Source organism: Achromobacter sp. F4_2707, from assembly GCF_047501535.1.
Classification (GTDB): Bacteria; Pseudomonadota; Gammaproteobacteria; order Burkholderiales; family Burkholderiaceae_B; genus Yanghanlia.
In genome coordinates this window covers 103,378-118,069 of sequence record NZ_JAZDRJ010000009.1, presented here as the reverse complement: position 1 = coordinate 118,069, position 14,692 = coordinate 103,378, and the positions used below count along the sequence as shown (strand labels likewise).

General features: G+C 55.9%; 13 protein-coding genes. 9 read left to right on the top strand and 4 right to left on the bottom strand.

Going from position 1 to position 14,692, the window contains the following annotated elements; translation table 11 throughout:
* Positions 1–307 precede the first annotated feature (307 nt).
* The 5 genes from VRY85_RS10395 to VRY85_RS10375 all read left to right on the top strand — a co-directional run bounded on the left by VRY85_RS10395 (position 308) and on the right by VRY85_RS10375 (position 7,638).
* Complete coding sequence (locus VRY85_RS10395) at positions 308–1,777, top strand: hypothetical protein (protein ID WP_414598525.1); 1,470 nt, start codon at positions 308–310, stop codon at positions 1,775–1,777.
* 287 nt (positions 1,778–2,064) lie between these two features.
* Positions 2,065–3,222, top strand: a complete 1,158-nt coding sequence (locus VRY85_RS10390) for a TRAP transporter substrate-binding protein (protein WP_414598524.1) — start codon at positions 2,065–2,067, stop codon at positions 3,220–3,222.
* A 206-nt stretch (positions 3,223–3,428) separates the two neighbouring features.
* Entirely contained in the window at positions 3,429–4,040 is a 612-nt protein-coding gene (locus tag VRY85_RS10385; protein WP_414598523.1) for a TRAP transporter small permease subunit, read from the top strand.
* A 14-nt stretch (positions 4,041–4,054) separates the two neighbouring features.
* A complete protein-coding gene (locus VRY85_RS10380) occupies positions 4,055–5,971 on the top strand; it encodes a TRAP transporter large permease (protein WP_414598522.1) in 1,917 nt (638 codons plus the stop codon).
* A gap of 209 nt (positions 5,972–6,180) precedes the next feature.
* Positions 6,181–7,638, top strand: coding sequence for a diguanylate cyclase domain-containing protein (locus VRY85_RS10375; protein WP_414598521.1), 1,458 nt, complete (start codon positions 6,181–6,183; stop codon positions 7,636–7,638).
* Here VRY85_RS10375 and VRY85_RS10370 read toward each other — a convergent pair.
* The 4 genes from VRY85_RS10370 to VRY85_RS10355 form a co-directional block, all read right to left on the bottom strand.
* Positions 7,620–9,011, bottom strand: a complete 1,392-nt coding sequence (locus VRY85_RS10370) for an APC family permease (RefSeq protein WP_414598520.1) — start codon at positions 9,009–9,011, stop codon at positions 7,620–7,622. The genes VRY85_RS10375 and VRY85_RS10370 overlap by 19 nt on opposite strands.
* 14 nt (positions 9,012–9,025) lie before the next feature.
* Positions 9,026–9,241, bottom strand: coding sequence for a hypothetical protein (locus VRY85_RS10365; protein WP_414598519.1), 216 nt, complete (start codon positions 9,239–9,241; stop codon positions 9,026–9,028).
* 80 nt (positions 9,242–9,321) lie between these two features.
* Positions 9,322–10,989 carry a SulP family inorganic anion transporter gene (locus VRY85_RS10360; RefSeq protein ID WP_414598518.1) on the bottom strand — a complete coding sequence of 556 codons (1,668 nt, stop codon included), beginning with the start codon at positions 10,987–10,989 and terminating at the stop codon, positions 9,322–9,324.
* A gap of 70 nt (positions 10,990–11,059) precedes the next feature.
* Positions 11,060–11,773, bottom strand: coding sequence for an RNA polymerase sigma factor FliA (locus VRY85_RS10355; protein WP_414598517.1), 714 nt, complete (start codon positions 11,771–11,773; stop codon positions 11,060–11,062).
* A gap of 217 nt (positions 11,774–11,990) precedes the next feature.
* Between VRY85_RS10355 and VRY85_RS10350 the strand changes: the two genes are divergently transcribed.
* From VRY85_RS10350 to VRY85_RS10335, 4 genes are all read left to right on the top strand, one after another.
* Positions 11,991–12,362, top strand: a complete 372-nt coding sequence (locus VRY85_RS10350; protein WP_414598516.1) for a flagellar protein FlaG — start codon at positions 11,991–11,993, stop codon at positions 12,360–12,362.
* A 103-nt stretch (positions 12,363–12,465) separates the two neighbouring features.
* Positions 12,466–13,917, top strand: coding sequence for a flagellar filament capping protein FliD (gene fliD / locus VRY85_RS10345; RefSeq protein WP_414598515.1), 1,452 nt, complete (start codon positions 12,466–12,468; stop codon positions 13,915–13,917).
* A gap of 7 nt (positions 13,918–13,924) precedes the next feature.
* Positions 13,925–14,365: a flagellar export chaperone FliS gene (fliS, locus tag VRY85_RS10340; RefSeq protein WP_414598514.1), complete on the top strand. Its 441-nt coding sequence runs from the start codon at positions 13,925–13,927 to the stop codon at positions 14,363–14,365.
* Positions 14,362–14,688, top strand: a complete 327-nt coding sequence (locus tag VRY85_RS10335; RefSeq protein ID WP_414598513.1) for a flagellar protein FliT — start codon at positions 14,362–14,364, stop codon at positions 14,686–14,688. The genes fliS and VRY85_RS10335 overlap by 4 nt, the downstream gene beginning before the upstream one ends.
* Positions 14,689–14,692 lie beyond the last annotated feature (4 nt).

Below are 14,692 nucleotides of genomic sequence, written 5' to 3'. Positions count from 1 at the left end.
TTGGGAAAAATGATAGCAAATTTCGTAATTGATTTCCCTTGAATGCTGCGACACACCGCTGCTACACTGCTCTCAAACAGCTTGTAAGCCATTGATAATCAATATGAATTGAGGAATTCCTGTGCAAATTTACAGCATCAGGGATGCGCCACCAGAACAGACAAACCGCCCCGAAACCGCAAAGTTCGGGGCGGTTTTTTTGTGTGAGCCCTGCATCTCGTTGACAAAACGGCGTTCCTGCGCCACGGTACTCACCTCTTTAAAGCTAAGGTCAGGCTGAGTAAGCCGATATAGGGTTCTCCGGCAAATGAATTATCTGCTCTGGTTGTTCCCTGCTCTCACTGTCGCAGCGGCGGTGGCTAGCGGGCGTATCAGCACTACGCTAGCCGCATTTCTGGGGTTGGTTGTAGCGATTCCTGTTGCAGCCCTCACAGGGCCCGGGCTGTTCGGCGGCGAACAGTTAATGGTCGCACTAACCCGGGGTTTCTGGATTGGTCTGACCATCGCCCCGTATATTCTGGGAGGACTGTTTTTCTGGCAGATCGCTGTACCCGGTGCTCGACCTGGGGCCCAAGGCACATTGCCGGTGGAAACCAAAGCGCCCTCCTCGGCGCTAGCCCAGAGGCGCTTGCTGTTTTTCGCATGCTTTCTTATTGGGCCATTTGCGGAGTCTGCAACAGGGTTTGGTGTTGGCATGCTGGGCACCATTGCCCTCATTCGACACCTGAATATCAGCCCTCGTCACCTTATGGTGTTCGCCCTGATGAGCCAGACCTTGATTCCATGGGGTGGCATGGGCAGCGGTACGATGTTGGCAGCTGCGTATGCCCGTATGCCCGCTAACGAGATGGGCTTTTATTCTGCCCTACCTACCGGGCTGCTCATGTTGATCTGGCTCCCGCTGTTCTGGCGCACCGCCAAGCTGGCGGGCTTTAAGGCGTCGAGACGAGAATCTGTGCGGGAAGCCATCTGGATAAGCGTGGGCCTCAGCCTCTTGGCCATCGCAACGCTTTACCTCGGGCCGGAAGCTGCTCTGCTGGCCACATACGGGCCACTCATCGTCATCTACTACCTGTTTGAGCGCAGGCCGGACCTCAAACACACCCTTGCTACCTCTCGGAAAATACTGCCCTTCATATTGCTGATCAGCTCTCTGGCGCTCAGCCGCCTGGCCCCAGAGGCTCAACACACACTGAGCACAGTGGCTGCCGTGACCCCGTTCAGCGACCTTCCTGCCTGGCCTCCGCTATACCATGCGGGTAGTTGGCTCGTGGCTGGCGGGGTCTTGACGGCGTTATGGCAGCGTCGCGCCGCCTCATTGGCCCGGGAAGGCGTAGCCGCTTGGAACACAGGTAAACCCGCCGTGTTGGCGGTATTTTTGTTTGCCATGATGGCTGAGGTACTCTCTGCCGCCGGCATCTCCCAAGCGATTGCCAATGGCATGTTTGCCAAACTGGAGCAAGGGGCATTGGTACTGACCCCTCTGCTATCGGGTGCGTTTGGCATCCTGACAAACAGCGGTAACGCGCCAAACAGCCTGTTTATGTCGTCTCAGCTGGCACTGGGTATTCAGGCCGGGCTGGGAATCCCGGCGGTCGCCGCCCTACAGCATGTATCGGGCACAGCCATGAGCTCGTTTTCACCGGTTCGCATGTCCATTGCAGCGACACTGACACACGGGCACGGCCAAGAACGTACTGTCTACGCTGCGCTCCTCCCTTATATCGGCATGTGCTTCGCTCTGTTAGCGATGATGGCCTGCGCCATCATGCTGTGAGTTTCTAAATATTTCCTGATCTCGGTAATTACCCTGCCTGCTCGCAACTCGGGTTCCGTCAGCAACAACCGCCAGAATACAAAAAACAGAATAAAACAACTTTAAAATCAACAACCTATTTCTACATAAGGAATGCATAAACAATAGTCTTAGGGCTTTTTTTACATTCGGTATCCCTCATTGACGCTACCTATGGCATCGCCTATAAAAGCAACGCTGGTTCTAATAAAAGAAAAGCTAAAAAGTCATACTGCTGTTCCAAAGTACAGATCAACAAGGAGACACCGATGAAGAGCAGCTCTGCAGTCAGCAATACCGAAACTCCCGTACAAAATTCACGGCGCCGCTTTCTAGGAGGCGCGGCAGCCGGTACGGCAGCCGCCGCAACGATGGCCTTTCCCGCCATTGTGAAGGCACAATCCCCTGTCACGTTCCGCTTCCAGAGCACCTGGCCTACGGTCGATATCTTCCACGAATACGCACTCGATCTTGCCGCCAAAATTAACGATATGTCAGGCGGCGAACTCAAGCTCGAAGTTTTGCCCGCTGGCGCCGTGGTGCCTGCATTCTCACTACTAGATGCCGTTGCCAAAGGTACGCTTGACGGCGGCCATGGCGTTCTAGGCTACAACTACGGCAAGCAGAATGCGCTGGCGCTGTTCTCTTCCGGCCCCGCCTTTGGCATGGACGCCAACATGCTGCTGTCCTGGTACAAGTATGCGGGCGGAAAAGAGCTTCTCGATAAACTCTACGAGTCTATCGGTGTCAACGTAGTCTCTATCCTTTACGGGCCCATGCCCACCCAACCGTTTGGTTGGTTCAAAAAGCCCGTCACGCGCACTGAAGACCTCAAAGGCCTGAAGTTCCGCACCAACGGCTTGGCAATCGACCTGTTCACCGAAATGGGTGCGGCCGTCAACGCCCTGCCTGGCGGTGAAATCGTTCCCGCTCTCGATCGCGGCCTGCTCGATGGTGCTGAATTCAACAACGCCACGTCCGACCGTCTGCTGGGCTTCCCCGACGTTTCCAAGGTATGTATGCTGCAAAGCTTCCACCAGTCGTCGGAAACTTTTGAAGTTATTTTCAACAAGCCCAAATACGAGGCTCTGCCTGAAAAACTGCGTGCCATTGTCACCAATGCATGCGAAGCCGCCTCGGCCGATATGTCCTGGAAAGCCATCCACCGCTATTCCGAAGACTACATCAAGCTGCAACAGGAAGACGGTGTGAAGTTCTACAAAACGCCCGACACCATCCTGCAGCAGCAACTGCAAGTCTGGGATCGAATCGTGGAAGAAAAAGCCAAAACCAACCCAATGTTCAAAGAGATCGAAGAATCTCAACGCGCTTTCGCACAACGTGCTCTGGCATGGGACATGGACACCAACAACAACCGTCGCATGGCTTACAACCACTATTTCGGCCGTCGCCAGACAAAGAGCTGATCTTTCCATGTAGGGCTCTTAAACACCATCGCTCACAAAAGCTGATGGTGTTTTTTTGGCACCATATGCTCCTCTGGCGTTCTGCCCAGCAGTACTCAGGCGGACATATGGAAGATTCTCGCCACACCCACAGAGCGTTCCCGTACCCGGGAACATCCGTGCGGGTCGGATGGTAGCGCCGCTCGACGGCCACAGGTAGGTTCTCCATGCAGAAAGTGTTGTTCATCATTGACCGCGTGAATACCCGGATAGGCCAGTTTTTCGGTTGGCTTGTCCTGGCGCTCACGTTGTTCATTACCTACGAAGTCATATCCCGATACGTGTTCGCGGCACCGCACGCGTGGGCGTTCGACGCCATGAACATGATGTATGGCACCTTGTTCATGATGGCAGGCGCATACACGCTTTCCAAGAACGGCCACGTGCGCGGCGATGTGCTCTATGGTTTTTTTCCACCCCGCCTGCAGGCCGGGCTTGATCTCGCCCTGTACTTTCTTTTCTATTTTCCAGGAGTCATCGCCCTGTGCTGGGCCGGCTTCTACTATTTCGAAGAATCCTGGGCCATCAGGGAAACCTCAAGCCTCGCTTCCGGCGGTCCTCCTCTCTATCCTTTCAAGGCTGTCATTCCAATCGCTGGGCTCACTTTGCTATTTCAGGGGTTTGTTGAAGTCGTGTATTGCATCGCCTGCCTTAAGCAGGGCGCTTGGCCACGACGCGACCAAGACGTTGAAGAGGTCGATCTAGACAAACTGAAGGGCATGGTTAATGTGGGAGGCACGTCGCCCGAGGCCAATACTTCCACGTCGACACAGCGATAGCAAAGGAACTGACAATGAGAAAAGAAGTATGGTTCGGCTTGTCCATCCTGATAGCCATCGTGGTGGGCATCGCCATTCTGATGCCGTCTCCGGAGAACATCACCAACGGTCACCTTGGGCTGCTGATGCTGGCCCTCATCGTGGTCACGATTATGCTGGGCTTCCCCACTGCCTTCACCTTGATGGGTATGGGTGTCGTGTTCACGTATCTGGCCTACAGCCAGCTGCCCATGCAGACGGCCATTGAACAAACACTCGATCTCATGGTGCTGCGCGCCTATTCTGTGATGACCAACGACGTACTGATCGCCGTACCGCTGTTCATCTTCATGGGGTATTTGGTTGAACGCGCCAACCTGATCGAAAAACTGTTCAAAAGCATGCACTTAGTGCTTGCTCGCATCCCCGGCTCCCTGGGCGTAGCCACCATTGTTACGTGCGCGGTATTTGCGACGGCAACCGGCATTGTGGGTGCTGTCGTCACTCTCATGGGGCTGCTGGCTATGCCGGCTATGATGAAAGCCGGATACAGCGTCCGCCTGACAGCAGGCGCCATCACTGCCGGCGGCTGCCTGGGCATCATGATTCCGCCTTCGGTGCTACTCATCGTATATGGTGCCGTAGCCGGTGTATCAGTTGTTAAGCTCTATGCAGGCGCATTTTTCCCTGGCCTGATGCTGGCCAGCCTGTATGTGTTGTATGTCATTCTGATGGCAAAAATTTTTCCCAAATCGGCGCCCCCGCTATCCGAAGAAGAACGCCGGGTTGATTTGCCACCGTTTGCAGAAACACTCAAAGACACTATCAGCAACAAGGCGCTGCCCGCCCTGCTTAAGGCTATCAAGGGTAAAAACAACGCCGACATCCCCATGGCTGTCCTGCTGCGCAACCTGGCATTGGTCGTTTTGCCTGCCGTCATTTTCGTAGCGGCCATGAGCCTGACATATAAAGTTGTGACCGCCCCCGTCGTTACGGTGGATTACGGCTTACAGGAAATGGGCGGCTTTGGCAGTTTTGACGACGACAGCGACCTGTATGGCGGCGGCTTGGCCGAGCCTGAAGGCGCTGAAAGCCTGCAACCCATGGGGCTGGGCTTCGACGCGGCTGACGACACCACCGACGCCAATGCGCAAGCCGAGGCGGTAGAAGAATCCAGCGAGGCAGCCAGTCCCCCTCGTGAACCTGCACCAACTTGGTTCTGGATTGTTCTGGCCATCGGCACAGTCATCATGCTGATTTTCTACGTCATGTTTACCTTTGCACGGCTGGAAATCTTCAAGATGCTGATTGGGTCGTTCTTCCCGCTCGCCATTCTCATTGCAGCAGTGCTGGGCAGTATTGTGTTTGGCTTTGCCACACCATCAGAAGCTGCGGCCATGGGCGCCTTCGGCGGCATACTACTGGCGTTCGCCTATGGCCGGCTGAATATGGGCATGATGAAAGAATCCGTGTATCTGGCAGCCAAGACCAGCGCCATGGTGTGCTGGCTGTTCGTAGGGTCTGCCATTTTCTCGGCGGCCTTTGCTCTGCTAGGCGGGCAAGAAATCATCAACGCCTGGGTGTTGAGCATGGATCTCACGCCAGTGCAGTTCCTGATCATGTCGCAGGTGGTGATTTTCCTCCTGGGCTGGCCTCTGGAATGGACTGAGATCATCGTGATCTTCATGCCCATCTTCCTGCCCTTGGTTAACCACTTCGGCATTGACCCACTGTTCTTCGGCCTCTTGGTCGCACTGAACCTGCAAACTGCCTTCCTGTCGCCACCGGTAGCCATGTCGGCGTTTTACCTGAAGGGGGTATCGCCACCTCATGTGACGTTGAATCAGATCTTCCTGGGCATGTTGCCATTCATGGGAATTCAGATTCTCGCCATTGTGTTGATGTACCTGTTCCCGGGCATCGGTTTGTGGTTGCCTGAGGTTCTGTACTAAGTAAAGCAGTCCATGAGTTCGCGGGGCGGTCTATGACCGCCCCTTGTCATTTTCGCCGCGTATTCTGTGTGCTCACAAGACCAACACACATGCAATCAACGCTCAATCTCCAGCCGTTTGATACTCAACCCGTGTCAAGAATATCCGCGTATCTGCCAGAAAGCCCTGTCTTACCGTAAGATTGAGGGCTTGTTTATTTCGATCACACTATGAATATCCTTGTTGCAAATATCCCCATCACCGAGGCAGGCCTCGATCTTTTTGATATCTCCCCCACCTCGATGTGGCTGGAAGACTACAGTGAACTGAAGATACTCTTCGACCAATGGCGAGCTGAAGGGGTCAGGGATATTCGCAGTCACCTGCTGGCCGACCCAGAACGTATTAGCCAATGTTCAAGTCGTATTCGCCTGCTACGCGTCAACGCCCGCACCCTTAGCCTTTATGGGGCGCAAAGCTTTCAAGAGCTCTCCAATCAGCTCGAGCGCGTTTTTCGCGACGATATGCATACCGCACATATTGATGAACTGGAACAGTTGTGGTCGGGAGCGGGCCGCTTTCAGAGCCAGACAGTCAATTACACGCTGGACAACCGCCGGCTCGACTTATTGCTTAAGGGTGTGGTGCTGCCTGATCACGAAGAAAGTTGGGATCGTGTATTGGTTGTCATAGAGGACATCACAAAGCAGGAGTCGGCCCGGCGCCAAGTGGCCGCCAGCGAAGCCTACGCACGTCGTCTGTTCGAGAATGCCCCCGTGTCATTATGGGTGGCCGACTACTCGTCTATTCATAAGCTACTCACGGAAGTGCGGCAACGTGGCATTGTGGACTTTCGCACTTTCATTGAAGTCCACCCCGAGTTCATCCACCGCTGCCTCAATGAGTTGCTAGTTCTTGACGTCAACCAGCAAACCCTCAAGCTATTCCGTGCACCGGACAAAGCCACACTGCAGGCCCGTCTGCGCGACATTTTCCGCCAAGACATGCACTATCAGCTGCGGGAACACCTGGTTGATTTATGGGAAGGCACTTTGCACCAGCAAAGGGAAATGACCGGCTACGCACTTGACGGCCATGCGGTACACACGCATTTGCAGCTGTGGGTCGTACCTGGGCACGAAGCGCGTTGGGATCAGGTCATGCTTGCCTTTACCGACATCACTGCCCGCAAGAAAGCCGAACATTACCTTGAATACCTCGGACAGCACGATGTCCTGACCGGCCTGAAAAACCGCACCTTCTTTACTGAAGAAGTAGAGCGCATACGCCGCAAAGGCATATACCCCATCACAGCGATTGTCCTGGACCTCAACAACCTGAAGCGGACCAACGATGAAGAAGGCCATGCGGCCGGCGACAGCCTGCTGCGCCGCTGCGGTGAAATCATCGCGCAGGCCGTTGAAAAACCTGCGCACGCCTCGCGCACCGGGGGCGACGAATTCATTATTCTGATGCCGGGCGCCACAGAACAGGATGGCCTACAGCAAATGGAAGACATCAAAAAGCTTGTGGTCATTAACAACCAGTACTACGCCACTCAACAGGCTGTAAGCCTGTCTATGGGCATGGCCACCTGTGCATCCGCTGAATGGCTGGACGACATGCTGCGCCGCGCCGACATGGCCATGTATGAAGAGAAGCGCGAATATCACGCCAAAAAACGTTGACGGCGCCGCAACCAGCACAAGGGCAGGCCTAATAGCAGAACCAGAAGCCCTAACAACGAGCCCGAACCGGCATAGGACACACTGGACCAAAACAGGCCCAGACACATTAGGGCCAGCACCAGCGGCATAATGGGATACAGCGGCACCCGGAAGGGGCGCGGGTGGCTGGGGTCCTTATGGCGCAAACGAATCAACGCCAGTGCTGTCAGAAACATGAACAGCCAGAACACTGGCGAGGTATAGGCCACCATAGCTTGCAGGCCGTTTTCCGCAAGTGCGCCAAACAACACAAGCCCCAGGGTAATGCCCCCTTGCACCCACAGAGCGCGAACAGGCGTTTCGCGCTGCTGGCTCCAGGCCCCCAGTTTTTTTAGTGCGGGGACATCGCGGCCTAGCGACACATACACCCGGCCCCCCGTGAAAATGCAGGCATTAACCGTACCTAATGCGGTGCAACACACCAGCACGCTAAGCAGCACTGCCGCCCATGGCCCCGCCAGCAAACGCGACATATCAGCGCCCACCGCATGAGTGTTACGCAGCCCTTCCAGGCCGAACACCTGCAAATAAGCCAGGTTCACCAACACATACAGTGCCACGATGATGGCCGTGCCATAGAGCAGAACCCTGAGCATGTTCCGGCCCACATCGCGAATCTCCCCTGACAAATAGGCGGCTTCGTTCCAACCACCATAAGTCAGCAGCACAAACACCATGCCCATACCCAGCATGCCGGCCAGCTCTGTGAAGGAAACGACGCTAGCACCGGTGGCAGACACAGAAGCAGACGTGGCGCCTGCTGAGGCCAGGCTACCGTCGCCCAGCAACAGACCGCCTATCGCCATCGCGACCAGCGCCAAAACCGACCCAACTGTAAGCACCCACTGCACGCGCCGCGACTCCATGCTGCCCAACACGTTAAGCACTGTGAGCGCAACCACCACGAGCGCGGCGTATATTGCCGGGCCATGATTGCCCAAAGGAATCAGCACCTGAGCATAATCGCCAAAGATGAAAGCCACTGCAGCGATGGCTCCCGTTTGAATAATGGAGCACCGCGCCCAGGCGAACAGCAAAGCGACATCAGCGCCCCATGCTCGGCCCAAAAATGCGTATTCGCCCCCCGCGTCGGGGTAGGCGCTGCCGAGTTCGGCGTAGCACAGGGCGCCAACCAACATAACTAAGCCCCCCGCCACCCACAGCCCCATATAGGCCGCAGCGGAGGGCGCATTCATGGCGACAAGAGGCGGAAAGCCGAATATCCCGATACCCACCACCACCCCAACCAGGATGGCGACGGCATCCCACACCGACAACCCTTTGTTAAGCGGTGTAGCACTCGTACCCGGCGTAGCAGCAACTGAAGCTGGCACTGCAGAACCCCCGCTCACTGACGCGAACCTTTCCAGTTCAGCACCTCGGCAGCGCCCGATGAAGCGACTTCGGATATCAGCATGCGACCAACGACTTCAGGAGGAGTAGGAATATAGGGGACATCTAACGAAAAACCCTGCGCCGACGCCACTGCGGCCATAAGCCCTGAACGCGTCACAGCAGCCAGATTCGCGTGGTGCAACCCTGCCAACGACAAGGTTTTCGTCATACTGTCTCCAATTTTTTAAGCTATTAGTAAGCTACGTTATAACGGACGAACGCGACAACTTCAATCGTACAGGCCTTATTTCAGGAACTTTCTCTTGCTTGTTCTTTCTCGTCGCCAGGCATTGTCTCCATCGCCTGCAATGCCTCTTGTTCTGTTCGATGAAAACGCACCTCTTCCCAACGCGTAAACACGCGCTTCATGCTTTGCTCAACTTCCAGTTTGGCCCCAACAATATGAATCTTTAGACCTTGCTTGCGTAGCCGTTCGAACAGCCGGGCGACTACCTCCAGCCCCGTGGCATCTATCAGGTTCACGCCCTGCATGAAGATAAACACACTGCGCAAATCGCCCCGGCCTTCGCACAGAGCCAGTATCCGGCGCTCAACCGCGGGAGCGATCAGGTAATCGAGTGAGCAGTCAGGCCGCACCGCCAGACAGTTTTCGCTCAGAGGGGGGAGTTTCCAGAAGTGCCGATCACGCAGGCTGAGATCAGGGTGGCGACCCAGCTCAACGATACGCGGCCGGAGCCGCCTGCGCACAAAAATGAGCAGCGATAGAACCAGACCAGCACAGATGCCCCAATACATAGAAGGTGCTGCCGCATACGTCACAACCAGTGTTGTCAGGGCCACCAACAAATCACGCCGTGAAGTCTGCCACAGCCGCTTCCAGGGTTGAAATTGGAACATGCCCAGCACCGAACCCACCACTATCGCTGCCAGTACCGCCTTTGGCACCCAGGCCAGCACCGGTAGGCCCACCAACAGCATCACAGCCAATACCAAGGCGCAAAACACGTTCGACCAGCCGGACTGAGCGCCCGCAAAGAGATTTAATGCCGAACGAGAAAACGAAGTGCTGGTGGGAAACGCCCCACATAGTGCCGCGCTTAACTTGGCAGCGCCCTGCCCGATCAGGTCTTGATCACGGTTCCAGCGCTCACCCGATTGAATGCTATCCAAACGAGCACTGGCGGCGGTTTCCATAAAGCTCACTAAGGCAATCACCATGGCTGGAAAGACCAATTCGAGCAATTGCTCCAAGCTCAAACGCCCTGGCAGCCCCAGTGACGGAAAGCCGCCTGGCAGCGGCCCGACAACCTCCACTCCTTTTTCATCCCACCCCCACAGCCATGCTGCACCAGCAGCAACTAGCAATAATAAAAACACGGCGGGAAGTGAAGGCCTTAGTTTTTTGCAGACCAGAACGAATACCAGCGCGGCCGTACCCAACACAGCCGAAGGCAGATGCCAAACGGGAGTTGCCTCGCTCCCCCACCCCAATGTCAGCAAGGCCGGAAGCTGGGAAGTAATAATAAGCAGTGCTGCGGCCTGCGTGAAAGCCATAAGCACCGGCGCACTGACCAGATCCATCAGCCAGCCCTGACGCAAAAAACCCAGGCTCATCTGGAACACACCACTAAGCAGTGCGAGCCAACCCGCCAGCACAACCCACTGTGTGCTGCCGGGTTCCGCCATGCCGGACAAGGCCCCGAACACCAGCAAACATGTCAAGGCGGTCGGCCCGACGGCCAGCCGAGGTGTTGCGCTGAACAAACTGGCCACCAACGTGGGAAGTAAGGTTGCGTAAATGCCTGTCACCAGCGGCATACCCGCCAGCCCCGCGTAAGCCACGCTTTGTGGCAAAGCCATAAGCCCTACCGTCAACCCGGCCAAAAACTCACGCTCAAAACGCTTAAGCGTTAAACGCGGCCAGTTCAAAAAAGGCAGGTAGCGCTGTATCGCCATGGGTTAACGGAGCAGTTCATTCGGGGAATGGAACGATTGTCGCACGAGAGCGACACACGGGGCAGCGGGTTTAAGCAGCCTTAAGCTTGGCGCGTATCCGGGCGACGGCCTGGGAGCGTAATTGTGAGATGCGACCTTCCGTCACACCCATGACAGCTGCGATTTCTTTCTGGTTAAGGTCGTGCTCGAACTGCAACGACAACAACAGCTTCTCTCGTTCAGGCAAACCCTCAATAGCCTGCACCACAGCCTGGTGCAAGTTATGCGACATCAACAGGCTTAAGGGGTTGTCCTGGTGTTGGGCAATGTCTTCTTCATCGGCTGCCAGCCGCTCAAGGGTTTCCCGCCCCTCATCAGATGCCAGATCTTCATAGTGCACCAGTTGCACTCCGCTGGCCTCGTCCAGCATGGCATGATATTCGGGTAGCGAAACGCCGAGCTCTGCTGCGATTTCTTGTTCTGACGCTTCACGTAGTTCGCGTTGCTGCACCCGTTGCACAGCGGCTTCGATATCTCGCGCCTTGCTGCGTGCGCCCCGCGAAAGCCAATCCTGACCGCGTAATTCGTCCAGCATGGCACCCCGTATGCGTGTGGTGGCGTACGTTTCGAACTTGGCGTCTTCCTGGGCCTGGTAACGACGCACGGCATCCAGCAGCCCCATCATCCCGGCCTGCATGAGGTCGTCGAGCTCCACATTCGCGGGCAGTCGCGAGGCCAGTTGCAACGCCAGCCGACGGACAAGCGGGGCGTGTTCAGCGATTAGTTCATCTTCGTTTAAAAGCATGCGTAGCTAGCGGGCAGAATCCTGCAACAAACATTGTGACGCGGAGCACAACAAATCAACGGCGAATCTAGGTATCATTTCTTTACTTGTTCAGCGTATCAGAACCATACAAATATCAGCACAGGGCTAAAGATATTCAAATAACTGCCGTATACGCTTCTAGAAGGATCTATGCGCCCGCCTATAACAATAGCAGCCCGTATCAGGAGTCAAAACAATGGTTGATTCTATCTCAAGCAATATGGCCATGCCGCTGTCAAGTGTGGCTGACGCCGCGTCTACGCAGCGCCCCGAACCGGCCGTACAGGTCACCCGTACAGAAAGCGCCCGAAACGACGGCAACGCCACAAGTCAACAACAGGAGTCCCACAACAGCGCAGAAGGCAGTTTTGAAGAAATCAACGCTGCAATGCGCGCATGGGATACCGGCATGCGTTTTGAAATCGACGAAGATACCCAAAAACTCGTGGTATCTGTTATCGATAACGAAACCGGCGATGTCCTGCGGCAAATCCCCAGCGAAGAAGTCCTGCATATCGCCAAAATAGTTGCGCAGTTCCAAGGGAAATTTATCGACGTCAAGGCCTGAGCCCTGACACCAGTAAACGAGCGAAGTATCCAGCCATCAACGGCTTGTCGCTCAGAATGAATCAACTAGGTTTCGCCCATAATAGGCGGATACGGAGTAAGCTATGTCCACACCCATTTCATCCATCGGCGTCGGGTCGGGTCTCCCGCTCAACGAACTGCTGGAAGACTTGCGAAAAGCAGAAAACGCCCCCCTGGCGGCCTTGCAAACACGAGCCGATAAAGAATCCGCGCGTTTTTCCGCCTACGGGACACTCAAGTCCGCCATTGATGCCGTCTCCACGGCGGCGTCTGCGCTGGGCAAGGGCGAAACCTTCCATGCCGTAAAAGCCAACGTGACCGGTGACACTTTCACCGCTACCGTCGAGGCCGGCTCCGGCGCCATCGCGGGCAAGCACAGCATTACCGTTAACCGGCTGGCCACAGCACAGGTCATGGCCAGCGGTCAGGCCTCCGTCGAAGCCGGTAATAAGCCGGTTGCCGAGGGCGCTACCGGCACCGTCAATCTCAACTTCACCGTGGGCACTGGCGACGGCGCCACCAGCCATTCCTTGTCGGTCGCTGCCAATGCCTCGCTGCAAGATATTGCCAAAGCCATCACCGATGACGCCGATCTCAACTTCAGCGCCACCCTGATGAACGACGGCGAAGGCTTCCGCCTCATTATTTCCTCCAATGAAACAGGGGCTGCCAACACCATCACCGGCATCAGCGTTGTACGCCCCGACGGCGATACGGGTACGGGCGATATTTCTCGCCTGCAAGACATCCTTGATTACGAGGCCGGCAGCGTCAATGAAGACGGCATGAAGGCCACGATTGAAGGCCGGAACGCTGAAGCCACCATCAACGGCATCAAGGTCACCTCCCAGAGCAACGAACTGAAGGGTGCCATTCAAGGCGTTACCCTTACCCTGAACAAGGAAGCTGCTGAAGGCGCTCAGCCCGACTCTCTGCAACTGTCGCGCAACGATTCCGTCGCCACCACGGCGGTCAATAACTTTGTCAGCGCTTATAACGCGCTGCAAAGCACCATCAAATCGCTCACCTCCTACGATGTCGACGCCCAAAAGGGCGCCGCACTCAGTGGCGACAGCCTTGCACGCCGCGCACAATCCCAAATGCGCGACGCCCTCAACGGCCTGGCAGCCAATGGCCTCACGCTGTCCTCCATCGGCATTACTACGGATCACACCACAGGCAATCTGGTGGTGGACGAAAAGAAACTCAACGCGGCCCTGACGGAAAACCGGGCTAACGTCGAGCAGCTGTTCGCTGGTGAAACAGGGTTGAGCAAACGCGTCACAGCAGCCGCCGAAGTCTTTACCAAGAGCGATGGCCTGATCAAAACCTCGCAAGACGGGATCGAGCGCACCCTGAAGCTGCTGGAGAACCAGTACGACGCCACCCAGGATCGCATCAACGAAAAGATGGAAACCTATCGCCGTCAGTTTGTGCAGCTCGACAGCTTCATGGCACAAATGAACGGTGTCAGTTCCTACCTGACCACCCAGCTCTCCATGCTGAACAATCTGAGCAGCAGTAACAAGAAGTAGCCCTGATATGACTTATGCCCCACCCCGCGGACTTCGCCGTCATTCTGCAAACGCGTATGCCAGCGTAGGCCTTGAAACACAGGTTCTCAGCGCAAGCCCTGAACGTCTCATCACACTGCTGTTTGATGGTGCCCTTTCGGCTATTGCAAAAGCGCGGCTGCATATGCAGCAAGGCAATATTGCTGAGCGGGGCATGGCCATCTCCAAAGCCATCGACATTGTCGATTCCGGGCTAAAGGCTTCTGTCGACCGGGAAGCGGGCGGCGAACTCGCCACCAACATGGTTGCCACATACGAAGTGGTGCTGCACAACCTGATGCTGGCCAACCTGAATGCTGATGAGGAAAAACTCACGCTCGCAGAAAACGTACTTAAAGAAATCAGCTCCGCCTGGCGTGAAGCCTGCGACACACAGCCAGAGCAGCCCTCCGTACAGGTTCGCTCATGAACGCTCAACCCGACATCCTGAGCCACTATCAGGTCATCGCTCAACTCTCCAGCCGTATGCTGACCGAAGCACGTGCCAGTCGGTGGGATGCAGTATTTGCGCTGGGTGAGCAATATCACGAAGCCGTTGAAGCCTTGCGCAATCTTGATCTGCACTCGCTTGAAGAGCGTGCTGCGCGCAAGAAGCTGCTGACGCAGATTCTCGACGACGATGCCAACATCCGTCGCCTGGCCATGCCTGAACTGGAGCGCCTCTCCGGCCTGCTGGGCAACGTAAAACGCCAGCACCGCGTGCTGCGCACCTACTCAGGCACACTGGCCTGAGCTG